This window comes from Streptomyces sp. NPDC057543, assembly GCF_042801895.1.
Taxonomy (GTDB): domain Bacteria; phylum Actinomycetota; class Actinomycetes; order Streptomycetales; family Streptomycetaceae; genus Streptomyces.
Genome location: NZ_JBHVFF010000042.1, coordinates 1 through 18851, shown reverse-complemented (window position 1 = coordinate 18851; position 18851 = coordinate 1). Strand labels below are relative to the sequence as shown.

General features: G+C 69.3%; 16 protein-coding genes. 7 read left to right on the top strand and 9 right to left on the bottom strand.

Translation table 11 applies throughout. The features are described 5' to 3' along the window. Nucleotides 1-27 precede the first annotated feature (27 nt). A complete protein-coding gene (locus tag ACFU8Q_RS10395) occupies nucleotides 28-597 on the bottom strand; it encodes a hypothetical protein (RefSeq protein WP_384450688.1) in 570 nt (189 codons plus the stop codon). A gap of 312 nt (nucleotides 598-909) precedes the next feature. Between ACFU8Q_RS10395 and ACFU8Q_RS10390 the strand changes: the two genes are divergently transcribed. The 4 genes from ACFU8Q_RS10390 to ACFU8Q_RS10375 all read left to right on the top strand — a co-directional run bounded on the left by ACFU8Q_RS10390 (nucleotide 910) and on the right by ACFU8Q_RS10375 (nucleotide 6771). Continuing rightward, nucleotides 910-2526: a WxL domain-containing protein gene (locus tag ACFU8Q_RS10390; RefSeq protein ID WP_384450685.1), complete on the top strand. Its 1617-nt coding sequence runs from the start codon at nucleotides 910-912 to the stop codon at nucleotides 2524-2526. 204 nt (nucleotides 2527-2730) lie between these two features. Next, complete coding sequence (locus ACFU8Q_RS10385; protein ID WP_384450682.1) at nucleotides 2731-4701, top strand: hypothetical protein; 1971 nt, start codon at nucleotides 2731-2733, stop codon at nucleotides 4699-4701. 336 nt (nucleotides 4702-5037) lie between these two features. Further along, on the top strand, nucleotides 5038-5679 hold the full coding sequence (locus ACFU8Q_RS10380; RefSeq protein WP_124723277.1) for an IclR family transcriptional regulator: 642 nt from the start codon (nucleotides 5038-5040) through the stop codon (nucleotides 5677-5679). Nucleotides 5680-5982: 303 nt separating this feature from the next. Continuing rightward, nucleotides 5983-6771 carry a S16 family serine protease gene (locus tag ACFU8Q_RS10375; RefSeq protein ID WP_384450679.1) on the top strand — a complete coding sequence of 263 codons (789 nt, stop codon included), beginning with the start codon at nucleotides 5983-5985 and terminating at the stop codon, nucleotides 6769-6771. On the opposite strand, the gene ACFU8Q_RS10370 is transcribed toward ACFU8Q_RS10375, so the two are convergent. The 8 genes from ACFU8Q_RS10370 to ACFU8Q_RS10335 all read right to left on the bottom strand — a co-directional run bounded on the left by ACFU8Q_RS10370 (nucleotide 6701) and on the right by ACFU8Q_RS10335 (nucleotide 13445). Then, nucleotides 6701-8008, bottom strand: coding sequence for an MFS transporter (locus ACFU8Q_RS10370; protein ID WP_384450723.1), 1308 nt, complete (start codon nucleotides 8006-8008; stop codon nucleotides 6701-6703). The genes ACFU8Q_RS10375 and ACFU8Q_RS10370 overlap by 71 nt on opposite strands. 124 nt (nucleotides 8009-8132) lie before the next feature. After that, the gene (locus ACFU8Q_RS10365) at nucleotides 8133-8330 is read right to left on the bottom strand and encodes a hypothetical protein (RefSeq protein ID WP_384450676.1); all 198 of its coding nucleotides are present in this window, start codon (nucleotides 8328-8330) and stop codon (nucleotides 8133-8135) included. 23 nt (nucleotides 8331-8353) lie between these two features. Continuing rightward, a complete protein-coding gene (locus ACFU8Q_RS10360; RefSeq protein ID WP_384450673.1) occupies nucleotides 8354-8962 on the bottom strand; it encodes an ArsR/SmtB family transcription factor in 609 nt (202 codons plus the stop codon). 120 nt (nucleotides 8963-9082) lie between these two features. Then, a complete protein-coding gene (locus tag ACFU8Q_RS10355) occupies nucleotides 9083-10096 on the bottom strand; it encodes a glycine betaine ABC transporter substrate-binding protein (protein WP_384450670.1) in 1014 nt (337 codons plus the stop codon). A gap of 1 nt (nucleotide 10097) precedes the next feature. Further along, the gene (locus tag ACFU8Q_RS10350) at nucleotides 10098-10997 is read right to left on the bottom strand and encodes an ABC transporter permease (protein WP_384450667.1); all 900 of its coding nucleotides are present in this window, start codon (nucleotides 10995-10997) and stop codon (nucleotides 10098-10100) included. After that, complete coding sequence (locus ACFU8Q_RS10345) at nucleotides 10994-12316, bottom strand: ABC transporter ATP-binding protein (protein WP_384450664.1); 1323 nt, start codon at nucleotides 12314-12316, stop codon at nucleotides 10994-10996. The genes ACFU8Q_RS10350 and ACFU8Q_RS10345 overlap by 4 nt, the downstream gene beginning before the upstream one ends. Continuing rightward, the gene (locus ACFU8Q_RS10340; protein WP_384450661.1) at nucleotides 12309-12956 is read right to left on the bottom strand and encodes an ABC transporter permease; all 648 of its coding nucleotides are present in this window, start codon (nucleotides 12954-12956) and stop codon (nucleotides 12309-12311) included. Before ACFU8Q_RS10340 ends, ACFU8Q_RS10345 begins: the two co-directional genes overlap by 8 nt. A 15-nt stretch (nucleotides 12957-12971) precedes the next feature. Continuing rightward, nucleotides 12972-13445, bottom strand: coding sequence for an Lrp/AsnC family transcriptional regulator (locus ACFU8Q_RS10335; protein WP_266746451.1), 474 nt, complete (start codon nucleotides 13443-13445; stop codon nucleotides 12972-12974). A 134-nt stretch (nucleotides 13446-13579) separates the two neighbouring features. Here ACFU8Q_RS10335 and hppD point away from each other — a divergent pair, with 134 nt between their 5' ends. The 3 genes from hppD to ACFU8Q_RS10320 all read left to right on the top strand — a co-directional run bounded on the left by hppD (nucleotide 13580) and on the right by ACFU8Q_RS10320 (nucleotide 18676). Next, a complete protein-coding gene (hppD, locus tag ACFU8Q_RS10330; RefSeq protein ID WP_384450657.1) occupies nucleotides 13580-14725 on the top strand; it encodes a 4-hydroxyphenylpyruvate dioxygenase in 1146 nt (381 codons plus the stop codon). A 291-nt stretch (nucleotides 14726-15016) separates the two neighbouring features. Next, nucleotides 15017-16924: a DUF305 domain-containing protein gene (locus ACFU8Q_RS10325; RefSeq protein WP_384450654.1), complete on the top strand. Its 1908-nt coding sequence runs from the start codon at nucleotides 15017-15019 to the stop codon at nucleotides 16922-16924. A 264-nt stretch (nucleotides 16925-17188) separates the two neighbouring features. Then, nucleotides 17189-18676, top strand: coding sequence for a multicopper oxidase family protein (locus tag ACFU8Q_RS10320; RefSeq protein WP_384450651.1), 1488 nt, complete (start codon nucleotides 17189-17191; stop codon nucleotides 18674-18676). Nucleotides 18677-18851 lie beyond the last annotated feature (175 nt).

Sequence of the window (18851 nt, the reverse complement as noted above, 5' to 3'; positions counted from 1 at the left end):
TCGTACGTACGGCTACCGGACGTACGGCTACCAGGTGAACGGTGCGGACTGGTTGGTCGTGGCCACGCACGGAACCGTGGCCGACGTCGGGGACGACGCCACGATCTGCAGTGACCAGTTGGTGGCGCTCGGGGGAGTGGGCAGCACCACGGAATCGGTGCGGTCACCCGCCGTCAGGGTGCCGGAGGTGAGCTTCAGCGGGCCCAGGGTGATCGGGCTGCCGCCGCTCATGCCGGGGTTGGTCTTCCCGGAGAACTGCACCTGGCTGGTGACGCCGCCCGAGGTCTTGGTGAGCTTGAGCGTCGTCGTGATGCTGTTCGGGTCGGCGCTGGTGCCCGCCGGCATCGTGATCGCCGTGGACGTGACCTTGATGGTCTTGGCCGTACCCGAGTCGGCGGCGGTCAGGGTCGCGAGACCGCTGCCCCAGGCCCCGCAGTTGTACGTGGCCGTCGCGGTGAGCGGGGTCACCGCCTGGGCCGTCGGCGCCAGGGCGAGCGCGGCGGCCGCGGAACAGGCCGCGGCGAGCACGAGCGGGACGCGGACGCGTCTTCGGTTCGACGGCCGCGCTTTCGACGGCCGTACGGAAATGATCGACATGACAGGAGGAACTCCTTCCGGTTGAATTCCGCGGATTCGAAGAAATCGCCGTGTGCGATCTTCTTACGGATCTGCGTGCCGGGCCCGGCATGTCGGGTGCAGTGAAACTGTGATCTTCAGAGATGTCAATAGATGTCAACAGGTGCGTGGAAAGTGCCTGCGGAAATGCTTTTCGGGGATTTCGGACAACGATCACTCCCCGGGTAATGATCAGTCAATTCTCTCTTGACTTCTCTACGTGCGACCTCCTCAATGTGCGCAAATCAATGGGCCATGGAGGGGTGTCTGGTGATTCGACGACGAAGACCTGGCGTGACCGGTCTGCTCGCTGCCTGCTTCGTACTGTCCCTGAGCTGCGTCGGGGCCACCGCCCAGGCAGCCGGGCCGGCCGGGCCGCAGGCCGCCGGTACGGTCACCCCGACCGTCCACTGCACGCTGCCCGCCGGTCAGGGCGAGGCAACCGGCCCGCAGGAGATGACCGTCGAGCTGTCGCCCGCGGTCGTCGCTCCGGGCGGCAAGGTGCACGCCAAGGTCACCCTCGGCCCGTCCCCCGCCACCAGTGGTCTGCCGCTGGAAGACGTGCCGACCATCCCCAGCCTCGACCTCGCGATGTCGGGCGGGGCCACCGGCACCGTCACCGTGCGGGGCGCCGAGTTCACGATGGACATCCCGTCCGGGACGCCCATCGAACTCCCGCCGTACGAAGGTGACTTCCTGGTCCCCGCAGACGCCTCGGGGGAGATCTCCTTCGCCCCGGTTCGTACGCTGACGCAGACCAAGGTGCTCGGCTCGGTCTTCGAGACGCCCTGCGACGTGGTCGACGGAGGTGGCTCCATCGGCACCGTCACGGCGGAGGGCACCGGCTCCGAGCCCGCCACCCTGACCGCCCCCGCCGACCCCGTACGCCCCAACACCCCCGTCGCACTGGGTGGTTCGGGCTGGACGCCGGGCGGCACCCCCGTACCCGCGCTCTGCGCGAAGGGCGGCGGTGGCTGCGACCCGCTGAAGTTCGGGAGCCACACCCTCACCATCGACAGCTACGGAACGCTGCACGGCATGGCCACCCTCGCGGAGGCCGGGGCGGTGCCGGACGGTGCGTACGAGGTGAAGGTCAACGACGGCACGAAGGAAGCCACCGCTCCCCTCACCGTCAAGGCCGTCGCGGCCGGCGACCGCGAGATCTCGCTCTCGCGGAGCAGCGGACCCGTCGGCAGTGTGATCACGGTCAGCGGAAAGAACTACAACCCGGACCGCTGGATCAATGTCATCGGCCTCGACGCGACGGGCACCGGGCTCGACGACAGCGCGGTGTACGTCAAGAGCGCCTCGGACGGCACGTTCGCCGTCGAGTTCACCGTGATCTCCGATGCCGTCGTCGCCGTCCAGGCCGACGAGGGCAACGACCCCGCCACCGTACGGACCACCCCGTTCACCGTCACCACGGACGGGGGAGGGGGCGGCGGCAGCGCCGACCAGAAGCTGAACACCTCGGTCCGGGCCGGGACGCTGTCCATGGTCCAGGACGGCGACACCGTGGACTTCGGTACGACGGTCCTGGGCACCGGCAGCGGGGTGCAGCGCGCCCGGCTCAACCGGGTCGAGGTGGAGGACGCCCGCGGCGTCAACAGCGGCTGGTCCCTGACCGCCACCCTCACCGGATTCACCAGCGCCGGCGGGGACACCATCCCGGCGGGCGCCGTCCGATGGACGCCCAAGTGCGCGGCGCAGAACGGGAGCGTGGGCGTGCCGGTGGCCGGATCGCCCGCCGCGCTCGGGAGCGAGGCCGCGAGTCTCTGCCGGATGAACCCGGACGGCTCCCGCCCGTTCACCGGCGGCCGGTTCGACGCCGACGCCGATCTCGTACTGACGGTGCCGGGAACCACCCGACCCGGAGATTACAGCGCCACCCTGACGCTCACCCTTCTCTGAGCGCTGCCAGGGATCCGAGAGCCGCCAGGGAAAGGAAGGAAAGGCACGTACCCGGAGACGCCCGCCCGCTCCGTTTCGCAAGGAGCAGGCGGGCGTCGCCCATGTCGAATTCGGAGATCTCCCGTAGCAGGAGATTTCCCGTAATCACGGAGGAGCCGCATGTCATTACTGCCGAGATCGAGAAGAACGGAAAGGCCGGGTGCGGTGTTACGCCGGGCCGTCGCCCTCACCACCGGAGCCGTGCTCGTCTGGACCGGCACCACCGTCGCACTCGCCCCCGCCGCCCACGCCGGCACGGTCACCCCGACCGTCCACTGCACCCTGCCGGCCGGTCAGGGCGAGGCCACCGGTCCGCAGCAGATGAGCGTCGACCTCTCGCCGGCCGTCGTCGACCCGGGCGGCAAGGTCCACGCCAAGGTCACCCTCGGCCCGTCGCCCGCCACCAGCGGACTCAGCCTGAGCGACGTGCCCACCACCCCCAGCATCGACTTCGCCATGTCGGGCGGCGCGACCGGCACGGTCACCGTCACCGGACCCCAGATCAACCTCGACATCCCGTCCGGGAAACCCATCGAAATCCCGCCGTACGAAGGGGACTTCCTCATCCCCGCCGACGCGAGCGGACCGATCTCCTTCACCCCGGTGCGCAATCTGACACGTACGAAGGTGCTCGGCTCCACCTACGAGACCCCGTGCGACGTGGTCAGCGGCGGCGGCTCCATCGGCACCGTGGACGCCGAGGGCACCGCCGGCCTGCCCGCCACCCTGACCGCGCCGACCACCGCCGTCCGGCCGTCCACCGCGGTCGCCCTGTCCGGCAGCCTGTGGACCGCAGGCGCCACCCCCGTACCGTCCCTGTGCGCGGCGGACGGCGGGGGCTGCGACACCGGCAAGTTCGTCTCCGGCACCCTCGCGATCAGCGGCTCGGGCGAACTGACCGGAAACGCGGTGCTCGCCGCCGCGGGCACGGTGCCCGACGGCTCGTACCTGGTGAAGGTCGGCGACGGTACGAAGGAGGCGACCGCACCCCTGACCGTCAAGGCGTACGTCCCCGGCGGCCCGCGGACCATCGCGCTCTCCCGCTCGGGTGCCCCGCTGGGCAGCGTCATCAAGGTCACCGGCAGCAACTACTTCCAGGACCGGTGGATCAACACTGTCGGCCTGGACGCGAGCGGGGCGACGCTCGACGACACCGCCGTCTACGTGAAGAGCAGCCCCGACGGCACGTTCAGCGCCGACTTCACCGTCTCCGACCCGGCCATCGCCTCGATCCAGGTCGACGAGGGCAACGACCCGGCCACCGTACTGACCACGCCGTTCACCGTGACCGATGCCTCCGCGACGCTCTCCGCGGGCGCCGCGAAGGTCAAACCCGGCGCAACGATCAACGTCTCCGGCGGCGACTGGCCGACCGGCGCCACGCCCGCCGCCGCGCTCTGCGCCGCCGACGGCAGCGCCTGCGACAGCGCCCGGATCAGCGGCTCCACGCTCCGGATCGGCGCCGACGGAACGCTCGCCGGTACGGTCACCGTGGCCGGATCCACCCCGCGCGCCGTGTACGCGCTCCAGGTCACCGCCGGGGGAGCGCAGGCCCTCACCCCGCTGACCGTCGCCCCGACCTTCGTCGTCCTCACCCCGTCGGCCGGCCCGAAGGGCACCGCCGTCACCGTCCTCGGCCAGGGCTTCGCGAAGGTGGCCACGGTGTCCATCGTCGGGTTGCGGGCCGACGGATCGCAGACGTCCGACCCGGTGAAGACCAAGGTGGTCGGGCTGGACGGGGCGTTCTCGCAGACCTTCACCGTCAACGCCGCCGACACCGTCGCGATCCGGGTGCGGGAGGTCCTCGTCAACCCGCACACCGAGACCGCGGCGTTCACCGTCCAGGACGGGACCGCCCCCGCCGGGCCGGCCTTCGCGCTGTCGCCGCCCGAGGGGCCCGTCGGCACGGTGGTCCAGGTGGCCGGCCGGGGCTTCGCCCCTGTCGCCACGGTGTCGGTGACCGGCCGCACCGCCGAAGGGAAGCAGACCTCGGACTCGTACGTCACCCGGGTCATCGGACTCGACGGCACTTTCGCCCTGAACTTCACCGTCCGCGACCCCGCGACGAGGGCGATCAGGGCCTGCGAGGTGCTCGTGAACGGAAAAATTGTGCAGCAGTCGTTCACGGTGAGCTAACGACCTTTCACGTCCGGTGTGCGGAGTGTTGCAAAGCCGTCGGCCGACCTGGACGCGCGTAGACGTGCAGGTTTCGGCCGGCGCCCCACTGACCGGCGCTTATGCTTCTTCACCGCAACTCCACTTCCGCTGACGCCCGGATTCTGGACGAGGTCTTCCGCTGAGCGGACTGGCTCGCTACTGTCCCAAAAAATGAACGCCCCGTGGCAATGCCGCCGCGGAGCGCAGCCGGTGCCTTGGCCAGGCCGGCGGCCTCTCCGTGCGTCGCCGCTGGGACCGGCGGCGCACATTCCATGGGAACCAGCCGCCGCCGTTCACCACGGAGGAGAGGGCGTCGTGACCGCGGAGACCTCCCAGACGCTCGACCGGGGACTACGGGTCCTCAAACTGCTTGCCGACACCGACCACGGCCTGACCGTCACCGAGTTGTCCAACAAACTCGGCGTCAACCGAACAGTGGTCTACCGTCTGCTCGCCACCCTGGAACAGCACGCCCTGGTACGCCGCGATCTGGGCGGCCGGGCCAGGGTGGGCCTGGGTGTGCTGCGCCTGGGCCGTCAGGTCCATCCGCTCGTACGGGAAGCCGCGCTGCCCGCACTGCGGTCCCTCGCGGAGGACATAGGGGCCACCGCCCACCTCACGCTGGTCGACGGCAGCGATGCACTTGCCGTCGCGGTCGTCGAGCCGACCTGGACCGACTACCACGTGGCCTACCGGGCCGGCTTCCGCCACCCGCTGGACCGGGGCGCCGCGGGCCGGGCGATCCTCGCCGCCCGCCAGAAGCCGGTGGGCGAGACCGCCTTCACCCTCACCCACGGCGAACTGGAAGCCGGGGCGAGCGGGGCGGCGGCCGCGCTGGTCGGGGTGACGGGCGTCGAGGGCAGCGTCGGCGTGGTGATGCTCGCCGACTCCGTACCCGAACGCGTCGGCCCCCGCGTCGTGGACGCGGCCCGCGAGGTCGCGGACGCACTGAGGTAGGGCGAACGGTGGGAGCCGGGCGGTTGCATTCACCGTGGCCGACCCGGCGCACCGGGCCTGTCGCGTGTGGTGGCCGGGCGGGCAATTCGAGCCCGTCCGGCGGTTGAGGACGAAACGGTTGGTCGGGCACACCGGGCCTGTCGCGTGTGGTGGCCGGGCGGGCAATTCGAGCCCGTCCGGCGGTTGAGGACAAAGCGGCCGGCGGGCGACTCCGGCCGCTCGCGGAGCGCGGGCAGCCCGGGCAGGACCGGGACGCCCCACCACCCGGCCCGCGCACCCCGCTGCGGCGGTTAGATTGGGCGGGTGCTCACTCGTCACTCGCGCCCCCGCACCCTCGCCCTGTGCGCCCTGCCCGTCCTCGCCCTGTTCGGCGTGGCCGCTTTCGCGCCGCTTCCGTTCACGCTGGCGCAGCCCGGCACGACCGCGAACGTGCTCGGGAAGGACCACGGCACCCCCGTGATCAGCATCAAGGGCGCGCCCACCCGCCCCACCAAGGGCGAGCTGCGGATGACGACGATCGTCGCGACCGGGCCGACCGCCGACGTCGGCGTCGGCGATGTGATCGACGGCTGGTTCCGTACGGACCGGGCGGTCCTGCCCCGCGAGTCCGTCTACCCGACCGGCGGCTCCGAGAAGGAGATCGAGAAGCACAACCTCGAAGACATGCGGAAGTCGCAGAACTCCGCCGTCGACGCGGCCCTCAACTACCTCGGCAAGCCCAAGGGCTCGGTCGACATCACCCTGCACCTTGCCGACGTGGGCGGCCCCAGCGCGGGCCTGTTCTTCGCTCTCGGCATCGTCGACAAGCTCGACGGCGACGGCTCCGGAGGCGATCTCACCGGTGGTCGCACCGTCGCGGGAACCGGCACGATCCAGGCGAACGGCGAGGTCGGGGCGGTCGGCGGTGTGTCGCTGAAGACGCAGGCCGCGCGCCGTGACGGTGCGACCGTCTTCCTCGTCCCGAAGGCCGAGTGCAGGGAGGCGGGCGCGGAGCTGCCCAAGGGGCTCCGGCTGATCCCGGTCACGACCCTGAAGGGCGCGGTGTCCTCGCTCCAGGCACTGGAGCACGGACGCAAGGTCCCGAGCTGCTGATCCAGGCTGCCGGGGACGGTACGGCAGCCTCCGCCGCCGTGCCCCCGGGCTTGGCCTCGGGCTCGGGCCCCGCCCCGTCCATCGTGCGCCAGGCCGGGAACACCAGCGGGCTCAGCGTCGCCAGCAGGTACACCCCGCCCATCGCCAGCAGCGCACCCCGCACGCCCGCGCTCTCCACCAGCAGGCCCGCCGCGAGACCGCCCACCGGCATGGCCAGTTCGCCGCCCGCAGTGAGGACCCCGGAGACCCGGCTGCGCAGTTCATCGGGCACGCTTCCGTAGATCACCGTCGTCAGGACCGGGTTCAGCACCCCGCCCGCGAGCCCGCTCAACGCCATGGTCACGGCGAGCGGCAGCGTCGTCCCGGTCAGCGCCGCGACCGCGTACCGGGGCGCGCCGCACAGCACCACGCACACGGTGAACACGGCCCGTCGCGAGTAGCGGTGCCCGAACGCCCCGTACAGCAGCGCCCCGGTCAGCCCGCCCGCGCCGAACAGCGCGGTGAGCAGCCCGATGTCCCTGGCCCCGCCCAGCTCGGTGGAGGCGTGCACCGGCAGCAGGACGGCGTTCCAGCCCTGATCGGTGCCGTTCATGAAGAGGACCATCACCACGACCGCGAGCAGCAGCCGGTTGCTGAGCAAGTAGGTGTATCCCTCGCGCAGTTCGCTACGGTATGCCCGCAGCGAGACCGGCGCCGCGGCCTTGCGGGGCTCCGCCGCGCGCAGCCCCCGTATGCCGAAGGCGATCAGCAGCGCGGATGTCAGGAACGTCGCGGCGTCCAGGAACAGAACGGTCTCCGCGCCGACCAGGGCGATCAGTACGCCGGCCAGCGCCGCCCCGACCATCCGGGCGCCGCGTGAGACGGCGTCGAAGAGGCTGGCTGCGCGGGCGAGGGTGGTGCCGGCGTACTCGGCGAGATCCGGCACGAGGACGTAGCGGGCCGTATTGCCGGGCGTGTGCAGGAGCCCGCTGACCGCCATCAGTGCGCACAGCATCCAGAAGGCGAGGGCGTTTGCGTAGTGCAGCATCGGGATGGCGGCGACCGCGACGCCGCACACCAGGTCGGAGGCGACGGAGACCCGGCGCCGGCCGATCCGGTCGATGATGGGGCCGCCGATCAGCGCGGAGACGACGATCGGCAGTGTCGCGCAGAAGGCGACGACACCGGCCCGGCCCGCGCTGCCCGTGGTCTCCAGGACGAACCACGGGACCCCGATCAGGGTAAGTGAACTCCCCATGGTGGAGATCGAGTTGGCAGCCAGAACGGAAGCGAGTGGCCTGCGGTCGTGGCTCTCGGCGTGCGCGTCGACGGGTGTGCTGTCGTGCGCGCTGTCGTGTGCGTTCTTCCCCCCGTCCATGGTTCTAGGCCGTACGAGGCGAGTGAGCCGACAGCGTGGGCCGGTTCGGTATCAGGCGCAGGCCCAACTCGACCATGGTCCAGCCCAATTGGGTCCGCAGGTCCTTGCGCGGGGCGCGCGGCGCCAGGCGGGACTCGTCGGCCTGGTGGTGCAGTTCGGTGGAGCGGGTGGCGTGCAGCTGCAGGTGCGTTTCGGCGTTCATGGCGAGGGGTCCCTTCGGTCGGTTCAGGCGTTGGGGCGGGGGAAGAGGTGCAGGTGCGTACGGACGACGGCCGAGTCGGCGGTGCCTTCGGGGACCCGTCCGCGATAGCTGTTGACCAGATCGTGGATTTTGTGGCCGAGCTCTTTGGAGAGCTCGGGGGTGAGTCGTACCTTGAAGTCGCTGAGGTTCCAGCTCTCGTTCCATTCCTGGGACCACTCGTGCATCGTGCCGAGCCAGGTGTTCAGCTCCTGGGCGTGGTTCGTGGCGATCTCATGGAGTACGACGTTCATGGCGCCGCGGACCTCGGGGTCGGCGTCCTGAATGATCTCCGGGTCGAAGGTGCTGCCTGAGTGCGCCGCCCGCCACCACCGCTCGCGCCCCTTGCCGAGGGTGGGGTCGTCCTCCACGAAGCCGTACGTGGCCAGTTGGCGCAGGTGATAGCTCGTGGCGCCGCTGGACTCGCCGAGCCGGTCGGCGAGTCCGGAGGCGGTGGCGGGGCCGAACTCCCGGAGAGTGCTGAGCAGTCGGATGCGCAGGGGGTGGGCGAGCCCGCGCAGGGTGCGGGCATCGATGTTGAGGGTCCTCGGATCGTCGGCGGCGTTGTCGCTGCCGGCGGCTTCTGTCGCTGCCATGCCTCAACGGTAGACTTGCAAAGACGGCTTTGCAACCTCTTCTTTGCATCGACTTCTTTGTAACTCGGGGGAGCCCGCGCCGACGGCCCTCACCCCCTCCCCCCTCACCCCCTTACTCCCTCATCCCTTCTTGTTCTCGATGAACCCCTCCCGGATCAGCCAGTCCTTCGCCACCGCGTGCGGGTCCTGCCCTTCGACGTCCACCTTCGCGTTGAGTTCCTGTGCGACCTCCGTCGTCAGCTTCATGCTGAGCGGGTCGAGCAGCCCTGCGATCTGCGGGTACTTATCGAAGGTCTTGGTGTGGATGACGGGCGCCGCGTTGTAGTTGGGGAAGAAGTGCTTGTCGTCCACGAGCACTTCGAGGTCCATGGCCTTGATCCGGCCGTCCGTGGTGTACACCTCGCCCAGCAGGCAGGAGTTGGACTTCGAGACCTGGGTGTAGATGATCCCGGCGTCCATCTTCTTGATGTTGGCGGCCGGCAGGGACATCCCGTACGCCTTCTCCATGCCCGGCAGTCCGTCGTCGCGCGAGGCGAACTCGTTCTCCACACAGATCGTCACCGCCGACGGGTTCTTCTTCGACAGCGCGGCGACATCGGAGAGCGTCTTCAGGTGGTACTTCGCGTTGTTCTTCCGGCTGATGGCGAGCGCGTAGGTGTTGTTGAGGGTGGACTGCGGCAGCCATGTCACCCCGTTCTTCCGGTCCTCGTCCCGGACCGCCTGCCACTGCTTCAACGGGTCGGCGATCGGCTTCGCGTGACCCAGGTACGTGATCCAGCCGGTACCCGTGTACTCGTACATCGCGTCCGCGCCGCCCTTGACGATCGCCTCGCGCGCGCTGATCGAACCGGGCAGGTTCGTCCGGTCCAGGACCTCCGCCCCGGCCGCCTTGAAGATCAGGCCGATCATCTGGCCCAGGACGATGTTCTCGCTGAAGTTCTTCGAGGTGACGGTCAGCGAGGCACCGTCCAGCGGCTTCCCCCGGCCGACGGAGCCCGGCACCACGTCGTCCACCATCGGCGAGCCGCTCTTCAGTCCGCACCCGGCGAGCGGCAGCGCCAGCGCCACCACCCCCACGAGCCCCGCACGCACCTTCCACCGGGCCGCCGCACTCCGCCTCGTCCCCGCGCCCATCTCACCCCACCTCCAGCCCGCGCGGTGTCAGCGCCACCTCGACCAGCGACGCCAGCCAGTCCACCAGCAGCGCCAGCACCACCGTCAGTACGGAACCGAGTACCAGCACCGGCATCCGCTGGGTCTGGATGCCCGAGGTGATCAGGTCCCCGAGACCGCCGCCGCCGACGAAGGTGGCCAGGGTCGCGGTGCCGACATTGAGCACCAGCGCCGTCCGTACACCGGCCAGGATCAGCGGTACGGCGAGCGGCAGTTCGACCTTCGCGAGCGTCCCCATCGCCGACATGCCGATGCCGCGCGAGGCCTCGACCAGGTCCGGTGCGATCGCCCTCAGACCGGCCACCGTGTTGGAGAACACCGGCAGCACCGCGTAGATCACCATGCCGATGATCGCCGTCGACGGGCCGATGCCCAGCCAGATCACCAGCAGTGCCAGCAGACCGATCGCCGGGGTCGCCTGCCCGATGTTGGCGAGTGCGGTGACCAGGGGGGCGCCCCTGCGCAGCCTGCGCCGGGTCAGTGCGATCCCCAGCGGGATGGCGATGATCAGCACCCAGAACGTCGAGATCGCGGTCAGCTCCACATGCTGCCACCAGCGCAACTGCACATTGCCGCCGGTGAGCGAATTCCTCGCGATCGAGTCGAGGGGGATGTTGGTGATCCACAGGTAGGTGATGACCAGGACGATCACGAGCGCGGCCGGCAGCACCACCAGTTTTTGCCAGGTGATCCGGCGCCGCGGGCGCGTCGGCGGCGGCGGGGGTTCCTCCTCCTCGTCGCGGAAGGCGTGGCCCTTGACATCGTGTTCGCCGGGCGGACGGTCCTTGTCGGACGAGGGCGCCCGGCGGGGGGAACGCGCCGTACGCGACGAACCGGAATCGAGCGGGGAGTTGGGATTCATGCGTCCGCACCGCCCTCCAGCTCCTGTTCGGTCCGGTGGGAGCGGACTTCCTCCAGGTCGTGCTGGTGCTCGATGGCGGCGAGCCGGTCGGCCTCCAGCAGCTCATGGACGGAGTTCATCAGGGTGTGCATGTCGACGACCCCGATGAACTCGCCGCGCCGCCCGGTCACCGCGACCCGCCCGCCGCTGTCGATCAGCACCGCCTCCAGCGCGTCGTGCAGCGTCGCGTCCCGCGTCACCGTGTCATGGACCAGCTGCCCGGCCCGCGCCAGCGAACCCCGGGCCCGCATCAGGTCGCCGCGCCGCAGCCACTTGTACGGGCGGTTCCTGCGGTCCAGCATCAGGAGCTCGTTGTGCAGACTGCTGCGCAGCGTGTTGAAGATCGACTGGAGCGGGTCGTCGACCGTCACCGTCGGGAACTGGGCGATCTCCACATCTCGTACGCGAGTGAGGTTGAGCCGTTTCAGCGCTGCCCCGGCACCGACGAATCCCGAGACGAAGTCGTCCGTCGGGTTGGTGAGGATCGCCTCCGGGGTGTCGAACTGCGCGATGTGCGAACGCTCCCGCAGTACGGCGATCCGGTCACCCAGCTTGATCGCCTCGTCGAAGTCGTGGGTGACGAAGACGATGGTCTTGTGCAGCTCGTGCTGGAGCCGGATCAGCTCGTCCTGGAGGTGGTCGCGGGTGATCGGGTCGACCGCGCCGAACGGTTCGTCCATCAGCAGCACCGGCGGGTCGGCCGCCAGGGCCCGTGCCACACCCACCCGCTGCTGCTGTCCGCCGGAGAGCGCGCGGGGATAGCGCCCGTGGAACTCCCGGGGATCGAGGCCGACGAGATCGAGCATCTCCTCGACCCGGTCCTTCACCTTCGCCTTCGACCAGCCGACCATCTTCGGTACGAGGGCGATGTTCTCCGCGACCGTCATGTGGGGGAAGAGCCCGGACGACTGGATCGCGTAACCGATCTTGCGGCGCAGCCTCACCGGGTCGATGTCGGTGACGTCCTCGTCGTTGATCCGGATCCGCCCGGACGTCGGCTCGATCAGCCGGTTGATCATCTTCAGAGTGGTGGACTTCCCGCAGCCGGACGGGCCGACGAAGATCACGGTCTCGCCCGCCTTGATGTCCATCGTGACGTTGTCCACCGCCGGGTTCGGGTTGCCCGGGTAGCGCTTGGTCAGATTGTCCAGGTGGATGGTGGCACCGGAGGTGGTGCGCGTCGTCCCGGCACGGTGGGCGGTACCGGTGTCGGTGCCCCCGGCGGGCCCGGAACCGGCGGGCCCGGACCCCGTCGTCCCGGAGTCGGCGGTCTCAGGCACGAATCCCCCTAGGGATGGTGAGGCGCCCGAGCAGGACGTACGCGGCGTCGAACAGCAGGGCGAGGATGACGATGCCGAGCGTGCCCGCGAGCACCTGATTGATCGCGTTGGCGCTGCCCAGCGAGGCGATGCCGCGGAAGATCTCATTGCCCAGGCCCGGGCCCGACGCGTACGCGGCGATGGCGGCGATGCCCATCAGCATCTGCGTGGAGACCCGGATGCCGGTGAGGATCGGCGGCCAGGCGATCGGCAGTTCCACCCGGAACAGCCGGGCGGGCCGCGACATCCCGATGCCCTTCGCCGCGTCGACGAGCGCCGGATCGACCCCGCGCAGTCCCACGATGGAGTTGCGGACGATCGGCAGCAGCCCGTACAGCGTCAGAGTGATCACCGTCGGCGGGACCCCCAGCCCGACCAGCGGGATGAGCAGACCGATCGCGGCGAGGGACGGAATGGTGAGGATCGTCGCCGTCGACGTGATCGCCAGCGAACCCGCCCATCCGCTGCGATAGGTGACGACCCCGATCAGAATGCCCAGCACGGTGGCGATGACCATGCACTGGAATACCGCGCTGATGTGCTGGAACGCGTCGGTGAGCAGCTGTTGGTGCCGATTGCCCAGATACTCCCAGAAGCTCACACGCCACTCCTCGGCTCAGTCGTCGTCCTCCGCGGCCTGCTCGACGAGCGGGATGACGCGCAGCGGAACCGGGTTCTCCATGACGATGGCCGTGGAGGCCCGGACGATGCCATCAAAACCGACAACCCGGTCGATCACCCGCTGGAGATCGGCGTTGGAACGCGCCACGAGACGGCAGAGCATGTCGCCGTGCCCGGTGGTGGTGTGCAGCTCCAGCACCTCCGGAACACCGGCCAAGTGCGCCCGTACGTCGGCACCTTGGCCCTGCTTGATCTCCAGCGTGGCGAACGCCGTGACCGGGTAGCCGAGCGCCGCCGGATCGACGGTCGGCCCGAACCCACGGATGACTCCATTCGACTGAAGGCGGTCGAGGCGCGCCTGCACCGTCCCGCGCGCCACGCCGAGCCGGCGCGAGGCCTCCAGGACACCGATGCGGGGTTCGCGCGCCAGCAGTACGATGAGCCGGCCGTCCAGATGATCGATCGCCATGGTGCGCCTCCGGGGGGTCATTGTGATGGTCATCATGTACAGATAGCCCGGCCATCATCCCCATCTGCTGTGCAGATTGCCCAGCGGATCCGCGAACTGTTGCGCACCTTGCGAAGCGGCGAGAGCCTTCGAGCATGACTGAGACTCTGCACACCACCCCCGACACTGCCCGGCAGGCCGACCCCTTCCCGGTGAAGGGAATGGACGCGGTCGTCTTCGCCGTCGGCAACGCCAAGCAGGCCGCGCACTACTACTCGACGGCCTTCGGCATGAAACTGGTCGCCTACTCCGGACCGGAGAACGGCAGCCGTGAGACGGCGAGTTACGTTCTGACCAATGGCTCCGCCCGCTTCGTCTTCACCTCCGTCATCAAGGCGTCCACCGACCACGGCCGCTTCCTCGCGGACCACGTGGCCGAGCACGGCGACGGCGTCGTCGACCTGGCCATCGAGGTGCCGGATGCCCGCGCGGCCTACGCGTACGCGGTCGAGCACGGCGCCCTCGGCCTCACCGAGCCGCACGAGGTCAAGGACGAGCACGGCACGGTCGTCCTCGCCGCCATCGCCACCTACGGCAAGACCCGCCACACCCTCGTCGAGCGCACCGGCTACGACGGCCCGTACCTCCCCGGCTTCGTCGCCGCGGCCCCGATCGTCGAGCCGCCGGCCAAGCGTTACTTCCAGGCCATCGACCACTGCGTCGGCAACGTGGAACTCGGCCGTATGAACGAGTGGGTCGGCTTCTACAACAAGGTCATGGGCTTCACCAACATGAAGGAGTTCGTGGGCGACGACATCGCCACCGAGTACTCCGCCCTGATGTCCAAGGTCGTCGCCGACGGCACGCTCAAGGTGAAGTTCCCGATCAACGAACCGGCCGTCGCCAAGAAGAAGTCCCAGATCGACGAGTACCTGGAGTTCTACGGCGGCGCGGGCGTCCAGCACATCGCGCTCGCCACGAACGACATCGTCGCCTCGGTGCGCGCGATGCGGGCGGCCGGCGTCCAGTTCCTGGACACCCCCGACTCGTACTACGACACCCTCGGCGAGTGGGCGGGCGAGACCCGGGTCCCCGTGGAGACCTTGCGCGAGCTCAAGATCCTCGTCGACCGTGACGAGGACGGCTACCTGCTGCAGATCTTCACCAAGCCGGTCCAGGACCGCCCGACCGTCTTCTTCGAGATGATCGAGCGCCACGGCTCGATGGGCTTCGGCAAGGGCAACTTCAAGGCCCTGTTCGAGGCGATCGAGCGCGAGCAGGAGAAGCGCGGCAACCTGTAGGACGACTCCTGACCCCCGCCTCCCGACCGGGACAGCGGAACGGGCTCCCTGTGGGGAGCCCGTTTCTGTTGCCCGGGTGCATGAAACAGGCGCTGCGGGCCGGGGCCTGGCGTGCCGGCAGTCCGTGCAGCTCGATCGGAGGCGGGCTCGCATGTACGGCCCCGCGGGTCACCTGCCTGCGCGCCTGAAGGCGACAACCCTTCGGCGACCGAAAAGACTGGCGTTTCAGCCCTCAGTCCGGGGATGTCGGGCGCCGCTCCGTACGCAGGCGTGGAAGGCAGGGAGGAAGTTGTGGCATACGGCGCATATCGCCGGCTCCGCATCACCGGCATAGCGGGAGTCATGGTGTGGGGCCTCATCGCCTGCCAGGCCGGACAGGCGCCCGACTCGCCACCTGCGCACATGGCTCACGCGAGCGGCTCGCACAGCCCCTTCGCCGCAGAGATGGACGCGAGCATGGAGACCATGGCGAAGGCCATGGCGGACGCTCCCATGACCGGTGACACCGACCGTGACTTCGCGGCCATGATGGTCCCTCACCACCAAGGGGCCATCGCCATGGCCAAAGCGGTTCTGGAGCACGGCAAGGACCCCGTCCTGCGCAGGCTGGCCGAGGAGATCATCGTCACCCAGCAGCAGGAGATCGGCGTGATGAGGAGCCGCCTGGCGGCCACGCCCGTGGCCCACCGGGACGCGTCTCAGGCAGTGACGCGAGGGGGGAGGGAAAGGCCCGCGCCGGAAGCCGACCCGGGTGAGCCACCGGGGGTGATCCCCATATCGGGCCGGGACCGTGTCTACACCTCCGATCAGACCTCCAACACTGTCTCGGTGATCGACCCTGCCGCCAATCGGCTTCTGGGGGTGATTCGCCTAGGTGATCCGGTGCCCGGATCGCTCAGCCCGTTGTACCGCAATCAACTGCTCGTCCACGGTGGGGGCTTCTCCCCGGACCACCGGACGCTGGCCGCCGTCTCCGTCGGCTCCAACTCGGTGACCCTCATCGACACGGCGACCAACAAGGTCAAGGGCGTCGTGTACGTAGGCCGTTCCCCGCACGAGGCGTTCTTCACGCCCGACGGCAAGGAATTGTGGGCCACCGTCCGAGGCGAGAGCTATGTGTCGGTGATCGATCCCGTGCGAATGCGGGAGAAGCGCCGCGTCACCACGGCCAACGGGCCGGGCATGGTCCTGTTCCGGCCGGACGGCAGGTACGCCTTCGTGCCTTCCAGCTTCACCCCGGAGTTGGACGTCGTGGACACCAGGACTTACCGGGTCGTGGCCCGAGTGCCGCAGGCCAGTCCGTTCTCACCCAACCTGGCGGTGAACCGGGACGGCACCGAGGTGTGGTTCACGCTCAAGGACAGCGGCAAGACCCAGGTGATGAGCGCCCGTCCGCCCTTCCGTATCCTCGCGACCATCGACAGCGGACCGATCACCAACCACGTCACACTCGTCGACAACCGTGCCGGCCGGTTCGCCTACGTGACCGTGGGCGGCGAAAACGTGGTCAAGGTCTACCGGCGCGGCCGGACCCCGGCCTTGGTGGCCACCATTCCCACCGGCGACCTGCCGCACGGCATCTGGGGCTCCGGCGACGGCACACGGGTCTACGTCGGTCTGGAGAACCAGGACGCCGTCGCGGCCGTCGACACCGTCAAGAACAAGGTGATCGCCACGATCCCAGTGGGCCAGCAACCACAACAGTTGCTGTACGTACCGAACGCCGTCCCGTACGGCAAGGGCACGGCGAACCTGCAACCCCTCGGGACCGCGGGCCAGGCCGGCCACCTCACGCTCTCCGCGCCCAAGGGTGAGGGCGGGCGCGCGCATGCCACCGTCTCGGTCAACGCGCTCGGCGCCCTCGACCTGCTCCAGGCCGCGGCGTCGGGACTGGCGCCCGGTAAGACGTACACACTCTGGCTCACGGAGCACCGCACTGCGCCCTTCGGTCGCAAGCAGGCGCTCACCATGTTCACCGCCAACGCCGCGGGTGCACAGGTCAGCCAGTCGGTCGGGCTGCTCCGCGAGGTGCTGACGCCGCCCGGGTCAGGGAAGTCCGAGCCCAGCCGACGCTTCCTCGTCATCGCCCCGGCAGGCAGCGACACACCCGTCGCCGTGCAGGAGAGCTCCCGATCCATGCCGACCCCACCGGGCCCGTCACCGGAACCGGCCCCCGCCGCGGGTGCAATACGGCGCTGAGGCGCATTCACCTTGTTGAGCGTGTAATCACCTGTATCACCGGCACCGTGAAGGCCGTCCATCCCTCCAACCTCCCCACGAGGCAGGAGAATCCCCATCCCCGACGGGCGATCGCTGCCAGGGCAATTCGAGTGAACGGCGGCACCGTCCAGGTGCGGCCGGGCACATCGATACCCCCGCCATTCATGCGATCCGCCAATAGTGTGACATTCGCTCCCGGCTGGGCAGTCACCCGCCCGGCCGCACGGACCCCTTGGGAGAGACGTGACCCGGTCCAACACCCGTTTCCCGCTGACCCTGACGGTCACGGTGCTCGTCGCTGCCGGACTGTCGGGCGGCGCGGAGCACACACCGACGGAGTACTCCCACCCCGCGTACAGTCTCGCGACGACGGCCGACCCCGCCCAAGGAGGCGTCGGCCCTCTGCTCAAGGACCCGCCGGAGGTCGTCAGCCGCGGTGGCCTGCTCAAGACGACCATCGTCGTGGAGCGGCGCAAGGTCCAGGTCGGCGACCGTCAGTTGTACGCGACGACGTACAACGGTGCCTACATGCCGCCCACGTTGCGCGTGCGGCCGGGCGACCGCATCGACCTGACCATGGTCAACAAGACCGACAAGTACACCAACCTGCACACGCACGGACTCATGGTCTCGCCGCGTGCCCCCGCCGACGACATCTTCATCTCCATCAAGTACGGGCACTCGTACCACTACGCCTACCAGCTCCCGCGGGATCACCTCACCGGCACCTTCTGGTACCACTCGCACGCCGACATGCTGTCCGCCGCCCAGGTCGCCGGTGGGGAGTCGGGCATCATCGTCGTCGAGGGCCTGAAGCGGTACCTGCCACCGTCGCTGCGCCGCATCACCGAGCACACCATCGCGCTCAAGGACGACCAGGTAGAGGGCGACGCGATCAAGACTCACCCCTTGAGTATCGGGGCGTCCACCAACCGCACGGTCAACGGCCAGCAGAACCCGGTGATCCACATCCGGCCGGGGGAGACCCAGCTGTGGCGTCTGGCCAACATCGGCGCGAACATCTACTACAAGCTGCACCTGCCGGGCACCCGCTTCCATGTGATCGCCCAGGACGGTGCTCCCGTACGCAGGACCTACACCAAGGACACCCTGCTCATCCCCGCCGCCTCACGCTTCGACGTTCTGGTCCAGGGCGGCGCTCCCGGCACGGCCCGACTGGAGACGCTGCCGTACAACACGGGCCCGGCGGGAAACCAGCTCCCCCAGGCCGACCTCGCGACCGTCGTCACCGGCGGCACGCCCATGCCCCGGGCGGCGATCCCGAGCCGTTTCGCCCCGCAGGAGGACCTGAGCAACGCGAAGATCGCGGCCCGCAAGACGATGGTCTACACGGAGAACACGGCGGGCACGGTCTTCTACATCAACGGCCGGACGTTCGATGCGAAACGGACCGACTTCACCTCCACCCTCGGCACCGTCGAGGAGTGGACCGTCCGCAACGACAGCGACGAGGACCACAGCTTCCACCTGCACACCGATCACTTCCAGTTGATGAGCACCAACGGGAAGGCCGAGGATCCCTCCCACAGCGTGTACGACACGGTGAACGTGCCCGGGCGCGGTGCCATCGTTCTCCGCGTCCACTTCACGCATTTCACCGGCAGGACGGTGCTGCACTGCCACATCCTCAACCACGAGGACATGGGCATGATGGCCGTCCTCGACATCGCTCCGCCCCGCGCCGGTCACCAGAAGACGCCCAGCAAGTGACCGCTGATGGCCGACGACACACGAGCATCGGCCGCCGGACCGGGAAGCCACCAAGCTCTTGCCGACGCCACGATGCGAGCCACCCCGACCTGGAAGCCGCCCCCGCTACGTCGCCGCTCCCGGCGAGCCGGTCCGGGTGGCATGGAAGGGAAGCCGCCGGAGGGCCCGCGCATCG

Coding starts and splice junctions, on each gene's coding strand:
- ACFU8Q_RS10365 (WP_384450676.1), bottom strand. CDS start 8,330: ATGAACGCCGAAACGCACCTGCAGCTGCACGCCACCCGCTCCACCGAA.
- ACFU8Q_RS10335 (WP_266746451.1), bottom strand. CDS start 13,445: ATGGCGATCGATCATCTGGACGGCCGGCTCATCGTACTGCTGGCGCGC.
- hppD (WP_384450657.1), top strand. CDS start 13,580: ATGACTGAGACTCTGCACACCACCCCCGACACTGCCCGGCAGGCCGAC.
- ACFU8Q_RS10370 (WP_384450723.1), bottom strand. CDS start 8,008: ATGGGGAGTTCACTTACCCTGATCGGGGTCCCGTGGTTCGTCCTGGAG.
- ACFU8Q_RS10350 (WP_384450667.1), bottom strand. CDS start 10,997: ATGAATCCCAACTCCCCGCTCGATTCCGGTTCGTCGCGTACGGCGCGT.
- ACFU8Q_RS10395 (WP_384450688.1), bottom strand. CDS start 597: ATGTCGATCATTTCCGTACGGCCGTCGAAAGCGCGGCCGTCGAACCGA.
- ACFU8Q_RS10355 (WP_384450670.1), bottom strand. CDS start 10,096: ATGGGCGCGGGGACGAGGCGGAGTGCGGCGGCCCGGTGGAAGGTGCGT.
- ACFU8Q_RS10360 (WP_384450673.1), bottom strand. CDS start 8,962: ATGGCAGCGACAGAAGCCGCCGGCAGCGACAACGCCGCCGACGATCCG.